Annotated in this window: 19 protein-coding genes and 1 pseudogene; 11 read left to right on the top strand and 9 right to left on the bottom strand. The window is 72.1% G+C overall.

Translation table 11 applies throughout. The features are described 5' to 3' along the window. Positions 1-20: 20 nt before the first annotated feature. A complete protein-coding gene (locus ACFWGJ_RS11935; protein WP_387322849.1) occupies positions 21-722 on the bottom strand; it encodes an alpha-ketoglutarate-dependent dioxygenase AlkB family protein in 702 nt (233 codons plus the stop codon). Positions 723-820: 98 nt separating this feature from the next. On the opposite strand from ACFWGJ_RS11935, the gene ACFWGJ_RS11930 reads away from it, so the two are divergent. After that, the gene (locus ACFWGJ_RS11930) at positions 821-1,987 is read left to right on the top strand and encodes a methyltransferase (protein WP_387322847.1); all 1,167 of its coding nucleotides are present in this window, start codon (positions 821-823) and stop codon (positions 1,985-1,987) included. Here the strand turns inward: ACFWGJ_RS11930 and ACFWGJ_RS11925 are convergent. Then, a complete protein-coding gene (locus ACFWGJ_RS11925) occupies positions 1,968-2,756 on the bottom strand; it encodes a helix-turn-helix domain-containing protein (protein WP_387322846.1) in 789 nt (262 codons plus the stop codon). The genes ACFWGJ_RS11930 and ACFWGJ_RS11925 overlap by 20 nt on opposite strands. 70 nt (positions 2,757-2,826) lie before the next feature. Between ACFWGJ_RS11925 and ACFWGJ_RS11920 the strand changes: the two genes are divergently transcribed. Together ACFWGJ_RS11920 and ACFWGJ_RS11915 are read left to right on the top strand one after the other, a co-directional pair. Beyond that, positions 2,827-3,669 carry a phytanoyl-CoA dioxygenase family protein gene (locus ACFWGJ_RS11920; protein WP_387322845.1) on the top strand — a complete coding sequence of 281 codons (843 nt, stop codon included), beginning with the start codon at positions 2,827-2,829 and terminating at the stop codon, positions 3,667-3,669. Continuing rightward, entirely contained in the window at positions 3,666-3,962 is a 297-nt protein-coding gene (locus ACFWGJ_RS11915; protein ID WP_387322844.1) for a hypothetical protein, read from the top strand. Before ACFWGJ_RS11920 ends, ACFWGJ_RS11915 begins: the two co-directional genes overlap by 4 nt. 24 nt (positions 3,963-3,986) lie before the next feature. Here ACFWGJ_RS11915 and ACFWGJ_RS11910 read toward each other — a convergent pair whose 3' ends face one another. Next, entirely contained in the window at positions 3,987-4,796 is an 810-nt protein-coding gene (locus ACFWGJ_RS11910) for a response regulator (protein WP_387322842.1), read from the bottom strand. After that, positions 4,793-6,616, bottom strand: coding sequence for an ATP-binding protein (locus ACFWGJ_RS11905; protein WP_387322840.1), 1,824 nt, complete (start codon positions 6,614-6,616; stop codon positions 4,793-4,795). Before ACFWGJ_RS11905 ends, ACFWGJ_RS11910 begins: the two co-directional genes overlap by 4 nt. A gap of 298 nt (positions 6,617-6,914) precedes the next feature. On the opposite strand from ACFWGJ_RS11905, the gene ACFWGJ_RS11900 reads away from it, so the two are divergent. From ACFWGJ_RS11900 to ACFWGJ_RS11885, 4 genes are all read left to right on the top strand, one after another. Then, positions 6,915-7,898 carry a Bug family tripartite tricarboxylate transporter substrate binding protein gene (locus ACFWGJ_RS11900; RefSeq protein ID WP_387322872.1) on the top strand — a complete coding sequence of 328 codons (984 nt, stop codon included), beginning with the start codon at positions 6,915-6,917 and terminating at the stop codon, positions 7,896-7,898. Beyond that, complete coding sequence (locus tag ACFWGJ_RS11895) at positions 7,895-8,452, top strand: tripartite tricarboxylate transporter TctB family protein (protein WP_387322838.1); 558 nt, start codon at positions 7,895-7,897, stop codon at positions 8,450-8,452. The genes ACFWGJ_RS11900 and ACFWGJ_RS11895 overlap by 4 nt, the downstream gene beginning before the upstream one ends. A 1-nt stretch (position 8,453) precedes the next feature. Then, positions 8,454-9,962 (top strand): tripartite tricarboxylate transporter permease, encoded by a 1,509-nt coding sequence (locus tag ACFWGJ_RS11890; protein ID WP_387322836.1) that lies wholly within the window; start codon positions 8,454-8,456, stop codon positions 9,960-9,962. A gap of 98 nt (positions 9,963-10,060) precedes the next feature. After that, complete coding sequence (locus ACFWGJ_RS11885) at positions 10,061-10,882, top strand: PRC and DUF2382 domain-containing protein (protein ID WP_387322835.1); 822 nt, start codon at positions 10,061-10,063, stop codon at positions 10,880-10,882. Positions 10,883-11,033: 151 nt separating this feature from the next. Here the strand turns inward: ACFWGJ_RS11885 and ACFWGJ_RS11880 are convergent, their stop codons facing one another. Next, positions 11,034-11,780 (bottom strand): carbonic anhydrase, encoded by a 747-nt coding sequence (locus ACFWGJ_RS11880; protein WP_387322833.1) that lies wholly within the window; start codon positions 11,778-11,780, stop codon positions 11,034-11,036. Positions 11,781-11,992: 212 nt separating this feature from the next. Between ACFWGJ_RS11880 and ACFWGJ_RS11875 the strand changes: the two are divergent. Next, positions 11,993-12,913: pseudogene (locus ACFWGJ_RS11875) on the top strand (NAD(P)-dependent oxidoreductase); the annotation flags it as partial. A gap of 74 nt (positions 12,914-12,987) precedes the next feature. On the opposite strand, the gene ACFWGJ_RS11870 reads toward ACFWGJ_RS11875, so the two are convergent. Beyond that, entirely contained in the window at positions 12,988-13,401 is a 414-nt protein-coding gene (locus tag ACFWGJ_RS11870; RefSeq protein WP_387322832.1) for a MarR family winged helix-turn-helix transcriptional regulator, read from the bottom strand. Between the two features lie 85 nt (positions 13,402-13,486). Here ACFWGJ_RS11870 and ACFWGJ_RS11865 point away from each other — a divergent pair, with 85 nt between their 5' ends. Both ACFWGJ_RS11865 and ACFWGJ_RS11860 read left to right on the top strand, forming a co-directional pair. Next, complete coding sequence (locus tag ACFWGJ_RS11865) at positions 13,487-14,998, top strand: MFS transporter (RefSeq protein WP_387322830.1); 1,512 nt, start codon at positions 13,487-13,489, stop codon at positions 14,996-14,998. Between the two features lie 116 nt (positions 14,999-15,114). Continuing rightward, entirely contained in the window at positions 15,115-15,399 is a 285-nt protein-coding gene (locus ACFWGJ_RS11860; RefSeq protein WP_387322828.1) for a DUF6332 family protein, read from the top strand. On the opposite strand, the gene ACFWGJ_RS11855 is transcribed toward ACFWGJ_RS11860, so the two are convergent. The 3 genes from ACFWGJ_RS11855 to ACFWGJ_RS11845 form a co-directional block, all read right to left on the bottom strand. Next, entirely contained in the window at positions 15,360-16,025 is a 666-nt protein-coding gene (locus tag ACFWGJ_RS11855) for a response regulator (RefSeq protein ID WP_387322826.1), read from the bottom strand. The genes ACFWGJ_RS11860 and ACFWGJ_RS11855 overlap by 40 nt on opposite strands. Then, on the bottom strand, positions 16,022-17,296 hold the full coding sequence (locus ACFWGJ_RS11850) for a sensor histidine kinase (RefSeq protein ID WP_387322824.1): 1,275 nt from the start codon (positions 17,294-17,296) through the stop codon (positions 16,022-16,024). Before ACFWGJ_RS11850 ends, ACFWGJ_RS11855 begins: the two co-directional genes overlap by 4 nt. Before the next feature lie 196 nt (positions 17,297-17,492). Further along, entirely contained in the window at positions 17,493-18,707 is a 1,215-nt protein-coding gene (locus tag ACFWGJ_RS11845) for a geranylgeranyl reductase family protein (protein WP_387322822.1), read from the bottom strand. A 174-nt stretch (positions 18,708-18,881) separates the two neighbouring features. On the opposite strand from ACFWGJ_RS11845, the gene ACFWGJ_RS11840 reads away from it, so the two are divergent. Further along, positions 18,882-20,237 (top strand): dipeptidase, encoded by a 1,356-nt coding sequence (locus ACFWGJ_RS11840; protein WP_387322820.1) that lies wholly within the window; start codon positions 18,882-18,884, stop codon positions 20,235-20,237. Positions 20,238-20,275: the final 38 nt, after the last annotated feature.

Below are 20,275 nucleotides of genomic sequence, written 5' to 3'. Positions count from 1 at the left end.
GGTGACCGGTCAGTAGCCGCTCACGCGCTACGGAGGCCGCTCACCCGCAGGGTGATGTTCAGGCGGCCGGTCAGTCCCAACTCGGGCGGTGCCGTACCCGCGTGGACGCGCGGCACGCCGTGGTGGGCGAGCCGGGCCGCGCCGCCGAACACGAACAGGTCGCCGCTGCGCAGTTCCACGTCCGTCCAGGGGCGGCCCCGCGACCCGGTGTTGCCGAACCGGAAGACGCAGGTGTCGCCGAGGCTCAGCGACACCACGGGGGCGCCGGACTTCTCGTCGCTGTCGCGGTGCATCCCCATGCGGGCATCGGCGTCGTAGAAATTGATCAGCGCGATGTCGTAGTCGTACGGGGGTGGCGGGCCTTCTGCCGTCGCGGTGTGGTCCCCGGGAGCGGTCAGGTCCGCGTTCCCGAGGGCGTCCCGGGCCGCCCGGCGCCCCAGCTCCCCCAGCCAGGCGGGGAACTTCTTCACGGGCGCGCCGTCCCCGTCGACGACCGTCCGCGCGTACCCGTACGGATACCAGTGCCATCCGAGGCAGACCTGCCGGGAGGTCATCGTGCCGCCGCCCGGGGTACGGACCGTGCGCAGTCCCGCGGGCGGCCGGGCCCAGTCGCGGCAGGCCTCCAGGAGGTCCCTCTGGCGCCCGGGCGGCAGCCAGTCCGGCAGGTGCACGGCGCCCGGCGCGATCTCCGTCCGGCTCCTGGGAAACAGTTCGGCGTCCATGGCTCCCATCCTCGCGCAGGGCCCGCGCACGCTCCCGCCGTGGCCTAGCGCGTGGTCGCCGGGCGTCCCTGAGCTGCGCCTCAGTTAGCCTGGTCTCGATGACCGACCGTATGACGACCCCCTCGGCCGAGCTGACGCTGGCGCGCTTCCCCGAGGACTCCCGTGACCAGCTCCGTGCGTGGGACGCCTCCGACGAGTACCTGCTGAGGCATCTCGCGGACAGCGGCCAGGCGCTCGACGGCACGGTCGTCGTGGTCGGCGACCGCTGGGGCGCCCTCACCACCGCCCTCCGGGCGCATGCGCCGGTGCAGATCACCGACTCGTTCCTCGCCCGGGAGGCGACCCGCGCCAATCTGGCGCGCAACGGCGCCGACGACGGGTCCGTACGCCTTCTGACCACGCAGGACGCGGTGCCCGAGCGCGTCGACGTGCTGCTGGTGCGTGTCCCGAAGAGCCTCGCGCTGCTGGAGGACCAGCTGCAGCGGCTGGCGCCCTCCGTGCACGAGGGGACGGTCGTCGTCGGCACCGGCATGGTCAAGGAGATCCACACCTCGACCCTCAAGCTGTTCGAGCGGATCATCGGGCCGACCCGGACCTCGCTGGCCGAGAAGAAGGCCCGGCTGATCTTCTGCACCCCGAACCCGGGGATCGTGCCCGCGGCGAACCCCTGGCCGCTGAGCTACACGCTGCCCGACGGCATCGGTCCCGTCTCCGGCCGCACGGTCGTCAACGAGGCGGGCGTCTTCTGCGCCGAGCGCCTGGACATCGGCACCAGGTTCTTCCTGCAGCACCTGCCGTACGAGCGCGGAGCCGGGCGTGTCGTGGACCTGGGCTGCGGCAACGGTGTCGTCGGTACCGCGGTGGCCCTGGCGCGGCCGAAGGCCGAGGTGCTGTTCGTCGACGAGTCGTACCAGGCGGTGGCCTCGGCGGAGGCGACGTACCGGGTGAACACCGACGACACGGCCGAGCACGGCAAGGCGGAGTTCCGGGTCGACGACGGTCTGAACGGTGTTCCGCAGGACAGCGTCGACCTGGTCCTGACCAACCCGCCCTTCCACTCGCACCAGGCGACCACCGACGCCACGGCGTGGCGGATGTTCGTCGGGGCGCGCCGCGCGCTGCGTCCGGGCGGGGAGCTGTGGGTGGTCGGCAATCGCCATCTGGGCTATCACGTGAAGCTCCGCCGTCTCTTCGGCAACAGCGAACTGGTCGCGAGCGACGCGAAGTTCGTGGTCCTGAAGGCCGTCAAGCAGACGCAGCGGTAGCACCGCTCTCGCCGCGCAGGGCGCGCGGTGAGGCGCCGAGTTCGCGCCGGCAGGCCTTGTTGAAGGCCTGCAGGTCGGGGATGCCGACCGACGCGGCGACCGCCGGGATGGACAGGGTCGAGGCCCGCAGCAGATGCCGGGCGCGGTCGAGCCTGCGGCGGCGGATGTACGCGACCACGGTGGCACCGGTCGTGGCGCGGAAGAGCCGGGTCAGGTGGTTGTGCGAGACGCCCGCGGCGCGGGCGACCGCGGGCACGGTGAGCGGGGCGGCGAGATGGCCCTCGATGTACGCCGTCGCCGCGGTGACGGCGGGATGCGGGCCGGGCCGTTCGGCGGCCGGGGCCAGCTGGGCGATACGCCACAGAGCGGTCCAGATCTCGGCCCCGGTGCGCTCGGGCTCGCCCGGCGCGGACGCCACCGCCTGGAGCAACAGCTCGGTGAGCATGGGGAGTTCGGCTCCGGCGTCCTGCAGTACGGGCACGGTCCGCGGCTTCCCGGCGGCGGTGATGCGCAGGTGTGCGTACAGGTGTTCCGAGCGGCCCCGGTAGCGGTAGCGGACGGTCGCGCCCGGCGGGACCAGGCCGACGCGGCCGGGCCGGATGTGGTGCGGTGTGCCGTCGACGGTCAGCTCCGCCTCGTACTGGTACAGGTGCAGCTGCCACAGCTCGGGCAGCCGGAAGACGTCCGTGCGGCTCGCGACCCCGTGCACGCCGACGCCCGCGTTGGCCACGACGGGCGGCTCGCCGAGGTGGATGGTCGTCTCCCGCATGGTGAAAAACTACCAGCGATGGTGAAACCGACCAACGCGCGCGGCGGGCCCGGCTCCGTACGGTCGGCGCATGACGCATCCCGAGCGCTCCCCGGAAGACCCCCAACACCCTCCCCTGCTGGACTCGGTCCGGATGGCCCGTTTCGTGGCCCACGGGTCGCTGCGGCTGGACGCGGTGGTGCCGGCGGAGCTGAACGCCGAGGCGATCGGCTTCCTTGAGCACGGCGTGCCCGACGTGCCGTACGGCAGCACGGTGGCGGACGCCTATCCCGAGGGCTCCTTCGTACGACGGCTGCTCGGTGTCCCGGCGGTGGCCGGGGTGCTGCGCGGCCTCGTCGGGCCCGGCCCGCTCGTCGACCATCACGCGGTGCACGTGCGCGAGCCCCACGAGGGGTCGGCCCAGCCGCTGCACGGCGACGCGATCATCGACGTCCGCACGGACGCCTTCGACGTCCAGCTGATGTACTACCCGCAGGACGTCACCCTGGACATGGGCGGCACCCTGAGCGTGCCGGGCAGTCATCTGCGGCGGACGAACGAGTCGGACACCGGCCGGTACCAGAACCTGCTCGGCCAGTCACGGCTGGTCTGCCCGGCGGGCACCGTGGTGTTTCTGCACCACGGGCTGTGGCACGGCGGGCGGCGCAACGACAGCGACGGCATGCGGTACATGTTCAAGATCCGCTTCAATCCGTCGGTACGCCAGCGCCGGCTGTGGGACACCTCCGATCTCGCCGACCCCCGGGTGGCCGCGGAACTCTCGACGACGTTCCCCTGGTACGAGCCCGCCACCGGCCGTCTGGAGCTGTACAACCGCGTGCTGCTGTGGCGCTCGCTCACGGGCGACGAGTCCTTCGACCTGGAGCACTGGGTCACCCGCGTCTCCAACCGCCCTCAGCAGGAGGCCGTATGAGTGTCCGTCAGCAGGTGCTGGTCCTCTACTTGGGTACGTCGGCGCTGGACTCCCCGGTGGCCGGCTGGTCGGTGTACGACGGTACGGGCCGCACGTCGCCCACCACCGGGGACGGTGACGTGCCCCCGTACGCGTCGGGCGTGGAGGCGCTGCGGGACGGCTGGCGGCTGTTCCAGGCGGCCCAGTTGATCCCGCCGTACCCGGGCGGCGAGTACGACGTGTCGTTCCTGAAGCACGAGTTCTTCTTCGAGAAGCTCGTCGAGGAGGCGGGCGTCTCGGTCGTCAGGGTGTGAGAGTTGGTGTGAGAGCGCGGTCCGCTAGGCCCTGGCCTCGTCGCCGGGCCTTGGGGCCGTCCTCGGGTGGCCACGGAACCGGTAGCGGCGCTCGGGCCGGCCCGCCGCTCCGTAGCGCAGGGTCACCTCCGCGCTGCCGAGGGAGTGGAAGTGCTCCAGGTAACGGCGGGCGCTGACGCGGGAGATGCCGGCCAGGGTCGCGCACTCGGCGGCGGACAGGGTGTCCTGCGCGGTCCTCAGGGTGCGTTCGATCAGCGCGGCCGTCTCCACGCTCAGACCCTTGGGCAGGGTGGCGGGCGCCACGGCGGGCACGGCCGCTCCGGCCAGCACCCGGTCGACATCGGCCTGGCCGTGCACGACGGTGGCGAGCACCCGGCCGCGCCGCACCGCGTACCGCTCAAGCCGGGCCCGCAGGTCCTCGAACTCGAACGGTTTGAGCAGGTAGTCGACCACGCCGTGCCGGACGGCCCCACGGACCGCGTCGGTCTCCCGAGCCGCGCTGATGACCATGACGTCGCAGTCGTGCCCCGCGGTACGCAGCCGGGGGATCACGTCGAGCCCGAAGACGTCCGGCAGATACAGGTCGAGCAGGACGAGGTCGGGATGGAGTTCGTCGACCGCGCGGGCGGCCTGTTCGCCGGTGCTGGCGACCCCCACGACCCGGAACGGCTCGACGCGGTCGACGAAGGCGCGGTGGACCCGGGCCACCATGAAGTCGTCGTCGACCACGAGCACATCGATGGAGTCGGATCCGTCCGACCCGTCCGACCCGTCGGCTCTCTCGGCCGTGCCGGCCGTCGCGGTCGCGTCTGCCCCACCGGGCGCCCCGTTCATCGTGTCGCTCCTTCCGCCACCGCGTCGGTGAGGTGGCTGACGGTCATGCGTGCGGTGAACATCGCCCCGTCGGGGGTGTTGGTCACCGAGATCTCGCCACCGTGACGCTCGCACACCAGCCGGGTGAGCGCCAGGCCGATCCCGCGCTCGCCCTCCTGGGCGGCCTTGGTGGTGAAGCCGTGCGAGAACACCTCCCGGGCGAGCTCGGGAGCGACGCCGGGGCCCGAGTCGCGGACCACGATCTCCACGCTGGAGGCGTCCTGCCGCAGTTCGACCTCGACCCATGCCTCATGGCCGTCGAGGCCCCCGTGACCGTTGCGTCCCCTAAAGCCGTTGTGCCCTTCGCGGCCTTCGGGTCCCTCGCGGCCGTCGGGTCCCTCGCGGCCGTGGGGTGCCGCCCGGCCATGCGATCGCTCGCGCCCGAGGGGATCACGGCCCGCCGCAGCGACGGACGCGGCGTCCACCGCGTTGTCGACGAGGTTGCCGACCACCGTCGCCACATCGGCGGCGTCCTCCGGGGTGAGCCGGTCGAGCGCGGTCGCGTCCGAGATCCGCAGGCTGACCTTCCGTTCGGCCGCCAGGGAGGACTTCGCCATCAGCAGGGCGGCGACCGCGGTGTCGCGGACACGGCGGCTGAGCGTGACGTCCAGCGACTGGCGGCGCTGGTTCAACCCCCTGATGTAGCGCACGACTTCGTCCTGTTCACCGATCTGGATCAGCCCCGAGATGGTGTGCAACTGGTTGGCGAACTCGTGGGCCTGCGCGCGCAGCAGCTCCGAGGAGCTGCGGAAGGAGCCGATCTCCCTTTCCAGTCTGGCCAGTTCGGTACGGTCCCGCAGCGTGGTGACCGAGCCGAGCGGGCGGCCGTCCTTGGTGACGGTCATCCGGTTCATCACCAGCACCCGGCCGTGCAGGACGACGACCTCGTCGCGTTCCCCGCTGCCGCCGAGGTCGCCGGGCCCGTTCCCCGGGCCCGCCGCCCCCTTCCGGTCCCCCGCGAGGACATCCCGCAGCCGTCCCTCGATGCCGAGTTCGGCGAGGCTGCGGCCCACGCAGTCCGCGGGAAGGTCGAGCAGGCGCCGCCCCATGTCGTTGGCCAGCGTGAGCCGGTGCTGCGGGTCCAGGGCGATCACGCCCTCGGCGATCCCGTACAGCATCGCCTCCCGGTGCTCGGCGAGGCCCGCGATCTCGCGGGGCTCCAGGCCGAGGCTCTGGCGTTTGACGCGTCGGGCCAGCAGCCAGGAGCCGATCAGACCGAGTCCGCTGGCGATGCCCAGGTAGGCGAACAGATACGAGGACGCCCCGCTCAGCCGCTGCCACACCGTCGGGTCCGCCTCACCGATCATCACCGTACCCAGCGGCTGTCCGAGGTTCTCCGGCGTCGCGCCGAGCACCGGTACCTGGGCCACGAGTTCGCGGCTGCCGTCCAGCGTCAGCGAGCCGGACCAGCCGCGGCCCTCGGCGACACCCTCGCCGAGGGGGAGCGGGCCGCCGACCGCCGTGGGATCGGTGGAGCTGACGATCCGGCCGTCCGCGTCGGCGACGGTCACCGAGGTGACTCCGGACTGCGTCTGCGTGGAGTTCACCAGCGGCGCGAGGGCCTGCTGCGGCGCGGGCCGCACCAGCTGGCTGCGCGTCAGCGGGTTCGCGGCCAACTGCTCGGCGAGCGCGATGACCCGGCGGCCCTCGACGCGCGTGAAGGTCAGCTCCGACTGTCTGAGGGAAAGTGCCGCGACGGCCACCAGCACCACTACGACGATGCCGAGCTGCAGCACCAGCATCTCGCCCGCGAGGGTCTGGCGACGGAAGGCGGCGACCACGACGGACTCAATCTCTCGTGCTGAACGGCGCTGACACGGCACTGACTGACACGGCACCGAACGGCCCGGCTGCCGGATCGCTCCATCATGGCCCCCGTCCGCGGCCGGGAAAAGGGAGGAGACCGGGGCTGACACAAAGACCACAACCTCCGTTGGTTCCGCAAGAGAGACAGGCTCCCGGCTCACGGGCAGTATGTGGCCCACGTCACCCTCCCCCCATTCCAGGGCGTCCCCGTATCCCCCCGGCTCCAGTACGGGGACGCCCCTCCCCGCATCTCATGTACAGGTGGTGGAACTCGTGCGCCTGAGCACTCCCCTCGCCCTGTTCGGGGCCGCCGTGCTCGTGTTCGTGGGACCCCCGCTGCTCACCACAGGCAGTGGTGCCGAGACCGGCACCCAGATTCCCGGCCTGCGCTTCATGGTTCCCAACACGCCCGGCGGCGGTTACGACATCACGGCCCGTACGGCGGCGAAGAACGCCGAGGACGCCGAACTCACCCACAACATCGAGGTGTTCAACCTGCCGGGCGCCGGAGGCACCGTCGGGCTGAGCCGGCTGGTGAGCGAGCACGGCAACGGCAAGCTGGCCATGTCGATGGGGCTCGGCGTGGTGGGCGCGGTGCGCTCCAACGACGCGCCCAAGACCCTCGCGGACACCACCCCGATCGCCCGGCTCACCGAGGAGCAGGACGTCGTCGTGGTCTCCAAGGACTCCCCGTACACGTCGGTCGACCAGCTCGTGGACGCCTGGAAGGCGAATCCCGGCAAGCTGCCCGTGGGCGGCGGTTCCTCGCCCGGCGGGCCCGACCATCTCGCGCCGATGCTGATGGCGAAGGCCGCGGGCATCGCACCGAAGGACGTCAACTACATCCCCTTCGACGGCGGTGGTGAACTGCTCGCGTCGATCCTCGGCAACAAGGTCGCCTTCGGGGTGTCCGGCGTCGGCGAGTACCTCGACCAGATCAAGGCGGGTGAGCTGCGGGTGCTCGCGGTCACCGGACCCGAGCGGGTCGACGAGCTGGACGCGCCCACCCTGAAGGAGTCCGGCTACGACGTGGACTTCACCAACTGGCGCGGCATCGTGGCCCCGCCGGGGCTGTCCGACGCCGAACGCGACAAGCTCGTACGCCTCGTCGAGGAGCTGCACGACTCCCCCGAGTGGCAGAAGTCCCTGGAGACGAACGGCTGGGACGACGCCTTCCTGACCGGGGCGAGGTTCGGCGACTTCCTGGACGCCCAGGACAGGCGCGTGGTGTCGGTGCTGAAGGAGCTGGGACTGTGACGACGCGGACCACCGACATCCCTGCGACGCCTCCGACACCCCCGGCGCCCGCCGGCCCGCGCCGCACCTGGCTGCGGGAGCACTCCGAACTCGGCGTCTGCGTCCTGCTGCTGGCGCTCGGTGTGCTCGTCCTGACCGACGCGCTCACCATGGACGTCGACATCACTCAGCGCGGACCCGTCGGACCGAAGACCGTCCCGATCGTGGTCGGCATCGGGCTGCTCGTGATCGCCGCGCTGCTCGCCGTCGACGTGCTGCGCGGCGGTCACGGCGAGGCGGAGGGCGGCGAGGACGTCGACCTGTCCGAACCGGCCGACTGGCGTACGGTGCTGCTGCTCGCCGGGGTGTTCCTCGGCTCGGCCGTCCTGATCGAACCGCTCGGCTTCCCCGTCGCGGGCGCCCTCCTCTTCTGGGGCGCCGCCTTCGCGCTGGGCAGCCGCCGGCTCGACAAGGACCCTCTCATCGCGGCTGTCCTCTCCCTCATCACGTACGTCGTCTTCAACAATCTGCTCGGGGTACCGCTGCCGGGCGGCCCGCTGATGGGAGTGCTGTGACATGGACGCCCTCAACTCCCTGATGGACGGCTTCGGTACGGCCCTCACACCGGTCAATCTGCTGTGGGCCGCCCTCGGTGTGCTGCTGGGCACCGCGATCGGCGTGCTGCCCGGCATCGGCCCCGCGATGGCCGTGGCGCTGCTGCTGCCGGTGACGTACGGACTCGAACCGATCGGCGCGTTCATCATGTTCGCGGGGATCTACTACGGGGCGATGTTCGGCGGTTCGACCACCTCGATCCTGCTGAACACGCCGGGTGAGAGCGCCGCCGTGGTCGCGGCCATGGAGGGCAACCCGATGGCCAAGGCGGGGCGGGGCGCGCAGGCGCTCGCGGCCGCCGCCATCGGCCACTTCGCGGGCGGCCTGATCGGTACGCTCCTGCTGGTCGCGCTCGCCCCGACGGTCGCGGACCTGGCGGTGGACATCGGCGCGCCGGACTACTTCGCCATCATGGTGCTGGCGTTCATCGCGGTGACATCCGTGCTGGGCTCGTCCCGGATCAGGGGGCTCGCGTCCCTGCTCATCGGCCTGACGCTGGGCCTGGTCGGCCTGGACCAGATGACCGGCCAGCAGCGGCTGACCTTCGGTTCCCTGCAACTGGCCGACGGCATCGACGTGGTGATCGTGGCGGTCGGCCTGTTCGCGATCGGCGAGGCCCTGTGGGTGGCCGCGCATCTGCGGCGCAGCACGGGCAAGCCGATCCCGGTGGGCCGGCCCTGGCTGGGCCGCGACGACGTGCGGCGGACCTGGAAGTCGTGGCTGCGCGGCCCGTTGATCGGCTTCCCCTTCGGTGCGATCCCGGCGGGCGGCGCGGAGATCCCCACGTTCCTGTCGTACGCCACGGAGAAGCGGCTGTCGAAGCACAAGGACGACTGGGGCAAGGGCGCGATCGAGGGGGTGGCGGGGCCGGAGTCGGCGGCGTCGGCCTCCGCGGCGGGCACGCTGGTGTCCATGCTGACGCTCGGCCTGCCGACGACGGCGGTCGCGGCCGTCATGCTGGCGGCCTTCCAGCAGTACGGCATCCAGCCGGGCCCGCTCCTCTTCGAGCGCGAGCCGGACCTGGTGTGGGGCCTGATCGCCTCCCTCTTCGTCGGCATGGTCCTGCTGCTCGCCCTGAATCTCCCGCTGGCCCCGGTCTGGGCGAAGCTGCTGCGCATCCCGCGCCCGTACCTGTACGCGGGGATCCTGTTCTTCGCGGCGGTCGGCGCGTACGCGGTCGGCGGTGAGGTCGTCGACCTGGTGATCCTGCTGATCATCGGCCTGATCGGTTTCGGTATGCGGCGGTACGGGCTGCCGGTGCTGCCCGCCGTCATCGGCGTCATCCTCGGCCCGAACGCCGAGCAGCAGCTGAGGCGCGCGCTGCAGATCAGCGACGGGAGTGTGTCGGGGCTGGTCAACACGCCTTTCGCGGTGACCGTGTACGCGGTCACGGCTCTGCTGCTGATCTGGCCCCTGCTGCGGAAACTCGCGGCCCGCGTCCGCGCGAGGCCTGAACCGGCCGCAAAGTAGTTTCCCTTTCTATCGCTATTGTCGCTTTTGCCATGTTTCACGCCTTCTGTCGCGGTGACCCGGACAGCACACCGGACCCAGAAGGAGGGTGCTGAAGGATGATCACCCAGGAGCAGATACCGGCAGTACTGGAACATCCCGTGTACGACGCCGACGGCAGCAAGATCGGGGACGCGAACCACGTCTTCTTCGACGACGCCACCGGCCGTCCGGAATGGGTCAGCATCAAGACCGGCTTCTTCGGCACCAGCGAGTCGTTCGTGCCCATCCGGGAAGCGGTCGTGGTGGAGGACCACCTTGAGGTGCCCTACGCCAAGGGCATGGTCAAGGACGCGCCCAACGTCGACGTCGACAGCGGCGGCCATCTGTCCGAGTCGGAGGAGGTCCGGCTGTACGAGTACTACGGCATCGCCTGGGACGACGCGTGGCAGCAGGCGAACCAGCCCGGCGGAGGCGGCTGGGCCCACTCCGGCACGGCCGGGACGACGGCGGCCGCCGGCACCGCGGAGAGGGACATGGCCACGCCCCAGGACGAGGCGATGACCCGGTCCGAGGAGCACATGCACGTCGGCGCCGAACGGTACGAGACGGGGCGGGCGCGGCTGCGCAAGTACGTGGTGACGGAGGAGGTCCAGCAGACGGTGCCCCTGCGCCACGAGGAGGTACGCGTCGTACGCGAGCCCATCACGGACGCGAACGTCGGCGACGCCCTGTCGGGCCCCGAGATCTCCGAGGCCGAGCACGAGGTCACGCTGCACGCCGAGCGTCCCGTCGTGGAGACGGAGACGGTTCCGGTGGAGCGGGTGCGGCTGAGCACCGAGGAGGTCACCGAGGAGGAGACCGTCACGGGTCAGGTCCGCAAGGAGCGGATCGCCGCCGACGGCGTCGAGGACGACGACGAGGGCCGCCCGCGCCGGTAGTGCGCGCGTGCCGCGCCGAAGGTCCGTACACGTGCACCGCCCGCCCGCCCGCCCGGCCGCGGGCCGGCGGTGCCGGTCCCAGCCGCAGGTCCGAGCCTTCACGGGTTCGGACCTGCGGTCGCGTCGGCCGGGGCCGTCCTCGTCGTGCGTGTCAGCTGACGCGGTGCACGAGCTGAGTGGTCAGCTCGTAGCGGGCGCCGACGATCTGCAACGCCCCCGAGTCGACCCTGGCGGCGAGATCGGGCTCCGCCGCGAGCCGTGAACGGACGAGCCGTATGTTGGCGTCGATCGTCGCGTCGACGCGGGCGTCGCCCTCCTTGCCACGGTCGATGGCAGGACTGATCTGGTCGGCCAAGTACTGGATGTGGTTGGGGAGTTGCGTACCCGACTCGTCCGCCTCGACCGTCGCCTTCACGGCCCCGCACGACTGGTGGCCGAGCACCATGAGCAGCGGGATGCCCAGTTCGAGCACCCCGTAGGCGAGGCTGCCGAGCACGGCCTCGTCGAGGACCTGGCCCGCGCTGCGGACGGTCATCAGATCGCCGAGTCCCTGGTCGAAGACCAGCTCCGGGGGCACCCGGGAGTCGATGCAGCCGAGCAGAAGCGCGAAGGGGTGCTGACCGCCGGTCAGCGTCTGCCGGACGGCGGGGGACTCGTCGGGGTGCTTCTCCCGGAAGGTGCGCCAGCGGCGATTGCCCGCCGACAGCTCCCGCAGGGCCTGCGCGGCGGTGGTGGGCCGCGTGCGCGCGGCGGCCGGCGCCGCGGCGACCGCCGGTCCGGCGCCGACGGTCAGTCCCGCGCCGAGAACCGCGGTCCCGGTGAGAGCGGCGCGCAGGAGGGAGCGCCGGGCGGTGGGTGTCGCGCCGGCGGCTGTGTGGGGTGCTGGGTCAGAGATCACGCACGGGAACGTATGTCCGCTCCGCCGCCCCTCTGTTCGGGTTGCTCAATCCTGAGCGGCTGTTGAGCAGTTGTTGAACCGTTCTTGGCGATTCCGAAAGGAATCGACGAGAACCGAACGGCCCGGGGAACGCGATGGCCGGCCGCGCACGGCAGAGTGGTGTCCACCGCATCGAGCCGCGCACGGCAGAGTGGTGTCCACCGCATTGAACGGACAGGAAAGTTGATGTCATGACCGACAAGCTCACCGTCAGTGTCCTGGGCACCGGGATCATGGGGGCCGCGATGGCCCGTAACCTCGCACGGGCCGGGCACACCGTCCGGGCCTGGAACCGCAGCCCGGACAAGGCCGAACCGCTCGCCGCCGACGGCGCGCACATCGCCAAGGCGCCCGCCGAGGCCGTGGAGGGCGCCGACGTCGTGCTGACCATGCTGTACGACGGGCCCGCCGCACTGGACGTGATGCGGCAGGCCTCGCCCGCCCTGCGCGCGGGCACGCCGTGGATCCAGTCGACGACCGCGGGCCTCGACGGCGTCGGCGTTCTGGCCGGGTTCGCCCGCGAGAAGGGCCTGGTCTTCTACGACGCGCCCGTGCTCGGCACCCGGCAGCCCGCCGAGGCGGGGCAGCTGCTCGTCCTCGCCGCGGGTCCGGTCGACGGCCGGGAGACCGTGGCGCCGGTCTTCGACGCGGTCGGCGCCCGTACGGTGTGGACCGGGGAGGACGGGGCGGCGGGCAGTGCCACCCGCCTCAAGCTCGTCGCCAACAGCTGGGTCATCGCCGCCACGAGCGCGACCGGCGAGACCCTCGCCCTGGCCAAGGCGCTGGGCGTGGAGCCGCAGAGCTTCTTCGACGCCATCGCCGGCGGCCCCCTCGACATGGGGTATCTGCACGCCAAGAGCGCCCTCATCCTGGAGGACCGGCTGTCACCCGCCGCCTTCGCCGTGTCCACGGCGGGCAAGGACGCCCGTCTCATCGTCGAGGCCGGTGAGCAGCACGGGGTCCGCCTGGACGTCGCGGCGGCGAGCGCCGAACGCTTCGAGCGGGCCGCCGCGCAGGGTCACGCGGACGAGGACATGGCCGCGGCCTACTTCGCGAGCTTCGACGAGGACACCGACGGCTCAGCCGGCCGGTAGACCCCCGCTCCGGCAGCCGGGCGCCGAGCCGGAGTGCGGCGCCCGGTCGGAGCCGCGGGACCGGCGGACGACGGTCAGTCCCGCGAGCCCGACCCGCCCGCCAGCATCCGTCCCAGCACCGCCCGTTGAAGGGGCAGCACCTCGCCGTGCAGGGTGCGCCCCTTCGCCGTGAGGGACACGCGGACGCCCCGCCGGTCCTCCGGGCACATGCAGCGCTCCACGAGGCCGTCCTTCTCCAGGCGGCCGATCAGCCGGGACAGCGCGCTCTGGCTCAGATGCACCCGTTCGGCGATCTCCTGGACGCGGTAGGCGTTGCCGCCGTCCGCCGACGCGCCCGCGGCCAGTACGTCGAGGACTTCGAAGTCACTTGCGCCCAGGCCGTGTTGATGCAGTGCGCGGTCGAGTTCGCACAGGGTGCGCGCGTGCACCGCGAGGATGTCGCGCCACCGGTCCACGAGCCCCTGCTCGGCGTTCTCCACAGCCGCCATGGCCGCACCTTAGCAAGGCTCCGAGTTTGTTGCATCGGAATTAAATGCAGTTGCATTGAATGCATGCGCATGTACTGTGGCGCCCATGACCTCTCCGCTCACCACCCCCGCGTCCCAGGGACACTGGACGCCTCGCCTGTGGGGCACCCTGCTGGTGCTCTGCGCCGCGATGTTCCTGGACGCGCTCGACGTGTCGATGGTCGGTGTCGCCCTGCCGTCCATCGGTTCCGAACTGGACCTCTCCACCTCGACCCTGCAGTGGATCGTCAGCGGCTACATACTCGGCTACGGCGGCCTCCTCCTCCTCGGCGGCCGCACCGCCGACCTCCTCGGCCGCCGCCAGGTGTTCCTCGTCGCCCTCGGCGTCTTCGCCCTCGCCTCCCTGCTCGGCGGGCTCGTCGACTCCGGACCGCTGCTGATCGCGAGCCGGTTCATCAAGGGCCTGAGCGCGGCGTTCACCGCCCCCGCAGGGCTGTCGATCATCACCACGACGTTCCCGCAGGGCCCGCTGCGCAACCGCGCCCTGTCGATCTACACCACCTGCGCCGCCACCGGCTTCTCGATGGGCCTCGTCCTGTCCGGGCTGCTCACCGAGGCCAGCTGGCGGCTGACCATGCTGCTGCCCGCGCCCATCGCGGTCCTCGCCCTGGTCGCCGGCCTGAAGCTCATCCCGCGCAGCGAACGCGACCGCACCCACCGCGGCTACGACATCCCCGGCGCCGTCATCGGCACCGCCTCCATGCTGCTGCTCGTCTTCACCGTCGTCGAGGCACCCGAGGCGGGCTGGACCTCGGTCCGTACGCTGCTGTCGTTCCTCGCGGTCGCGGTCCTGCTCACCGTCTTCGTCCGCGTCGAACTGCGCAGTGCGAGCCCGCTGATCCGGCTCGGTGTGCTGCGCTCCGGCGACCAGGTCCGCGCCCAGCTCGGCGCCATGATGTTCTTCGGCTCGTACGTCGGCTTCCAGTTCCTCGTCACGCTGTACATGCAGTCGCTGCTCGGCTGGTCGGCCCTGCACACCGCGCTCGCCTTCCTGCCCGCGGGCGTGCTCGTGGCGCTCTCGGCGACGAAGATGGGCGCGATCGTCGACCGGTTCGGCACACCGCGGCTGCTCGTACTGGGCTTCGCCCTGATGGTCGTCGGCTACGCGCTGTTCCTGCGCGTCGACCTCGACCCCGTGTACGCGGCGGTGATCCTGCCGTCGATGCTGCTGATCGGCGCGGCCTGCGCGCTGGTCTTCCCCTCGCTCAACATCCAGGCCACCAACGGCGTCGACGACCACGAACAGGGCATGGTCTCGGGGCTGCTCAACACCTCGGTGCAGGTGGGCGGGGCGATCTTCCTCGCGATCGTGACGGCCGTCGTGACGGCCAACTCGTCCGGCGCCTCCTCACCGCAGGCGGTCCTGGACAGCTACCGGCCCGGCCTCGTCGTGGTGGCCGCGGTCGCCCTGGCGGGCCTGCTGATCACGGCCACCGGGCTGCGACGGCAGCGCACGCCGCAGACGACGATCCTGGTCGCCACGTCCGACCCCGCCCCGGACACGGCGAGGGCGACACCGCAGCGACAGGACGACGACCGCGTGCCGGTACGCGACTGACCCCCTGCCCCGGCACGAACGCGGCCCGGACCGCCCTCGCCGCGGGACCGCCCCGGCCGCTGTACGCCCGGCGGGCTTCCTTGCCCCGCCGGGCGCACGGCTGTGACACTTCCCGTATGGAACACACCGGGGGGCGACGGACCCAGTCCGAGCGGGACGCGATCACCGTCGAGATCGGATACGCCCTGGCCAGCGCCGTGTTCGCCGCGGCCGTGCTGTTCGGGGTGCTGGCCGGTCCCGCCCTGCTGTTCGACCTGTCGGCGACGGTCGAGAAGGTCCTCCTCCTCGCCGGGACATGGCTCGCGGCCGCCCTCTTCGTCCTGCGGGTGATCTCGGTGCTGGTCCGCTTCCGGCAGGGGCCTCAGCCCAGCCAGCCCGGTCGGACCAGGCCCGACTCGTAGGCCAGTACGACCAGTTGGGCGCGGTCGCGGGCGCCCAGTTTGACCATGGTGCGGCTGACGTGGGTCTTGGCCGTCAGGGGGCTCACCACCAGGCGCCGCGCGATCTCGTCGTTCGACAGTCCGATGCCGACCAAGGCCATCACCTCCCGCTCCCGCTCGGTGAGTTCGCCGAGCGCGTCCGCCGCGGCCGGCTCCTTCGAACGGGCCGCGAACTCGGCGATGAGCCGGCGCGTCACACCCGGCGACAGGAGCGCGTCGCCGTCGACCACCGCCCGGACGGCACGCAGGAGTTCCTCCGGTTCGGTGTCCTTGACGAGGAAGCCGGACGCCCCGGAACGGATCGCCTCGAAGACGTACTCGTCGAGTTCGAACGTGGTGAGCATGACGACCTTGATGTCCGCCAGATCCGGCGCGTCCGTGATGTGGCGCGTCGCGGCGAGCCCGTCGAGCACCGGCATACGGATGTCCATCAGGACCACGTCGGGCCGCAGTTGGCGTACTCCCCGCAGGGCCTGCGCACCGTCCGCGGCCTCTCCGGCCACCTCGATGTCCGGCTGGGCGTCCAGCAGCGCCTTGAATCCCGCGCGGACCAACGACTGGTCGTCGGCGAGCAGTACGCGGATCACCGGTCCTCCTCGGGGATGCGGGACTTCGTCAGCGGCAGCACGGCGAGCACCCGGAACCCGCCGTCCTTCCGGGGTCCGGCCTCGATGGTGCCACCCAGGGCCGCCGCGCGCTCCCGCATTCCGGCCAGTCCGTTGCCGCTGCCGCCCGCCTCCTCACCGGTCGCCGGGCCGTCGTCGTCGATCCGCAGCCGCAGGGCGTCGCCCGTGCGCCCGACCCGCACGCGCGCGCGGCGGGACCCGGAATGCCGTACGACGTTGGTCAACGCCTCCTGGACGATGCGGAAGGCCGCGAGATCGGCGCCCGGCGAGAGCTTCCCCCCGCCGTCCCCGTTCTCGACGACGACGGTCAGACCGGCGCCCGCGGCCTGTTCCACCAGTTCGGGGAGCCGGTCGAGGCCGGGCGCCGGAGCGCGCGGCGCGTCCCCGGGCGTGCGGAGCGTGTCGAGCACCTGGCGCACCTCCCCCAGCGCCTCCTTGCTCGCGGCCTTGATGGTGGTGAGCGCGGTCCGGGCCTGCTCCGGGTCGGAGTCGAGGAGCGCGAGGCCCACTCCGGCCTGGACGTTGATGACCGAGATGCTGTGCGCGAGGACGTCGTGCAGTTCGCGGGCGATGCGCAGCCGTTCCTCGTCGGCGCGCCGCCGGGCCGCCTGACGGCGTTCCGCCCGGTCGCGGTCCCCCTGCTCGCGGCGGACGCGGGCCAGCTCGGAGACCGCGAGGATCGCCACGATCCAGGCGGCGACGGCGACTTCCTCGCCCCAGGAGGAGGCCGGGTCGCCTTCCGGCGGCAGCCAGCGGTGGAGCCAGTGCCCCACCAGGACATGCACCGTCCACAGCGTGCCGAGCGCACCCCAGGCGAGCCGGCGGTGCCCGGCGAGGACCGCGCTGAAGCAGGCGAGCGCGACCGTGAGGAACACCGGCCCGTACGGGTATCCCGCACTGAAGTAGACGAGGGCCGTGGCCGCGGTGCCGCACATCACCAGCGCCGGGTACCGCTGCCGCCACAGGAGCAGCACAGCGCCGCCGAGGAGCAGGGCGCGCGCGAGGGCGTCCAGCCGCTCCCGCCCGGGCTGCGCCTCGGCGGCGAAGTTGCTGCCGACCATGACGAACGCGGCGAGGAGCAGCGTCGAACGCCACGGCCACCGGGGGTGGCCGCCGCTCTCTTCCTCCTCCCCGCGGTGGTTCCACCACGGGGGCCCGTGCCACCGGCTCCCCGGTGGGCCGCCCCTGGTCCAGGGGGGTCCGCCGCACCGGCGTGTGCGCTGCTCTTCCATGCCCGCCACGCTAGACGGCACGGCCCGCCGGGGGCGTCCGCCGGGCGTGGTGATCACACGTACTCCCGGCGGAGTACGCGCCCGGGCCACCGCCGACGGTCGGTACCCGTCGGTGGCGGCCCGCAGTCAGCGGCCCGCAGTCGGCGCACCACAGTCGACGGCCGACCGTCGGCGCTCGACCGTCAGCGCTCGATCGTCAGCGGTCGATCCGGCTCAGGGCCCGCTCCGCCATCGGGTGCGAGCGGACCATGTCGCCCAGCGAGGTGGAGCCGCGGGTGATCCCCGCGAACGCCTTCCACGCGGGCCGGAAGCCGGTCAGCGCGGCATGGAACACACCGGGCCGGCGCTCGAAGATCTGGAGCATGCGCCTGCCGATGCTCATCTCCACGCCCAGCCCCGCCTTGATCGCGAAGGCGTAGTTCAGCGCCTGCCGTCGGGTGTCCACGGCGTCGTGGGCCTCGGCGATGCGCACCGCCCACTCCCCCGCGAGCCGTCCGGAGCGCAGTGCGAAGGAGATGCCCTCGCGGGTCCACGGCTCCAGCAGACCGGCCGCGTCCCCGCACACCAGCACCCGGCCCCGCGACAGCGGCGAGTCGTCGGCGCGGCAGCGGGTCAGGTGCCCGGAGGAGATGCTGGGCTCGAAGCCCGCGAGGCCGAGCCGGGCGATGAAGTCCTCCAGGTACCGCTTGGTGGCGGCGCCCTCGCCGCGGGCCGAGATCACTCCGACGGTGAGGGTGTCTCCCTTGGGGAACACCCAGCCGTAACTGCCGGGCAGGGGGCCCCAGTCGATGAGGACCCGGCCCTTCCAGTCCTCCGCGACCGTCTCCGGCACCGGGATCTCCGCCTCCAGGCCGAGGTCGACCTGGTCGAGCTTCACCCCGACGTGGGCTCCTATCCGGCTGGCGCTGCCGTCCGCGCCGACCACCGACCGCGCCAGCAGTGTCTCGCCGTCCTGGAGGACGACGGCGACCGAGCGCCGGTCGGGAACCGCCGAGCCGTGCTGCTCCACCCGCGAGACCGTGGCCCCCGTACGCAGTTCGGCGCCCGCCTTCTGCGCGTGCTCGACGAGCTGCTGGTCGAACTCCGGCCTGTTGATGAGCCCGAAGAGCATCTGCTTGGAGCGCCGCGTCCGCGCGAACCTGCCCTCCAGCGAGAACGTGACCGCGTGGACCCGGTCCCGGAACGGCAGCTCGAAACCGGGCGGCAACGCGTCACGGCTGGGTCCGATGATGCCTCCGCCGCACGTCTTGTAGCGGGGCAACTCCGCTTTCTCCAGCAACAGGACGCGGCGCCCCGCGACCGCCGCCGCATAGGCGGCCGAGGCGCCCGCCGGTCCCGCCCCGACCACGACGACGTCCCACACCTGCTGCCCGTCGTCCTGTCCGTCGTCCGAAGAGTTCTCGCTGCTCACGATGGTCTGCTGCTCCGATCCAGCCGCCTGCCGCACCTGCTCCACGCATCCTACGGCGGCGTCCGGCGAAGACCGCTGTGGGAGGATCGGCAGCGTATGCAGCGCGCACACCCGTTCGCGCGCACTCGCAGCCGTACCCACTCGTACAACGTCGCACCCACGAGGAGCGTGCCCATGTCGTCGAATCCGGTCGCCGAGACCGTCCTCTCCCTGATGCCCAGGGCGAAGACGGAGCTGACCGAGCTCGTGGCCTTCAAATCGGTGGCGGACTTCGACCAGTTCCCGCGCAGCGAGAGCGAGGGCGCCGCGAACTGGGTGGCCGACGCGCTGCGCGCCGAGGGTTTCCAGGACGTCGCCCTGCTCGACACCCCTGACGGCACCCAGTCGGTGTACGGCTACCTGCCGGGCCCCGAGGGCTCGAAGACCGTCCTGCTGTACGCGCACTACGACGTGCAGCCGCCTCTCGACGAGGCCGGCTGGCGGACGCCGCCCTTCGAGCTGACCGAGCGGGACGGCCGCTGGTACGGGCGCGGGGCCGCCGACTGCAAGGGCGGCCTGATCATGCACCTGCTGGCGCTGCGCGCGCTGAAGGCCAACGGCGGCGTCCCGGTCGGCGTCAAGGTCATCGCGGAGGGCTCGGAGGAGCAGGGCACGGGCGGACTGGAGCGGTACGCCGAGGAACACCCCGAGCTGCTGACGGCCGACGCGATCGTCATCGGCGACTCCGGGAACTTCCGGGTCGGGGTACCGACGGTCACCACCGCGCTGCGCGGCATGACCCTCGTGCGCGTCCAGGTCGACACCCTCGAAGGCAATCTGCACTCCGGCCAGTTCGGCGGCGCGGCCCCCGACGCGCTGAGCGCGCTCATCCGCGCGCTCGACTCGCTGCGCGCCGAGGACGGCTCGACCACGGTCGACGGGCTCGCGGGCGCCTCCTCGTGGGAGGGCCTGCAGTACGACGAGGCGCAGTTCCGCAAGGACGCCAAGGTGCTCGACGGTGTGGAGCTGATCGGCTCCGGCACGGTCGCCGACCGCATCTGGGCGCGGCCCGCCGTGACCGTGCTCGGCATCGACGCCCCGCCGGTGGTCGGCGCCACGCCGTCCGTGCAGGCCGGCGCCCGCGCGCTGGTCAGCCTGCGCGTGCCGGCGGGCGTGGACGCCGCCGAGGCGACCAAGCTGCTCCAGGCCCACCTGGAGACGCACACGCCGTGGGGAGCGCGGGTGAGCACCGAGCAGATCGGGCAGGGCCAGCCGTTCCGCGCCGACACCACGAGCCCCGCGTACGCGGCGATGGCCGAGGCGATGGGTGTCGCGTACGACGGGGCGGAGATGCAGTACGCGGGGCAGGGCGGGTCCATTCCGCTGTGCAACACCCTCGCGTCGCTGTACCCGCAGGCGGAGATCCTGCTGATCGGGCTCAGCGAGCCGGAGGCGCAGATCCACGCCGTGAACGAGAGCGTGTCGCCGGACGAGCTGGAGCGGCTCGCCGTGGCGGAGGCGTTGTTCCTCCGGAACTACGCGGCGGGGTGAAACCGGGGCACGCCGCCCGGTGGGGTGTGCCCCGGGCT

Origin of the sequence: Streptomyces sp. NPDC060205 (assembly GCF_042728395.1) — a bacterium.
Taxonomy (GTDB): domain Bacteria; phylum Actinomycetota; class Actinomycetes; order Streptomycetales; family Streptomycetaceae; genus Streptomyces.
The sequence above is the reverse complement of the archived record's forward strand: the minus strand, read 5'-3'. Positions and strand labels throughout refer to the sequence as shown.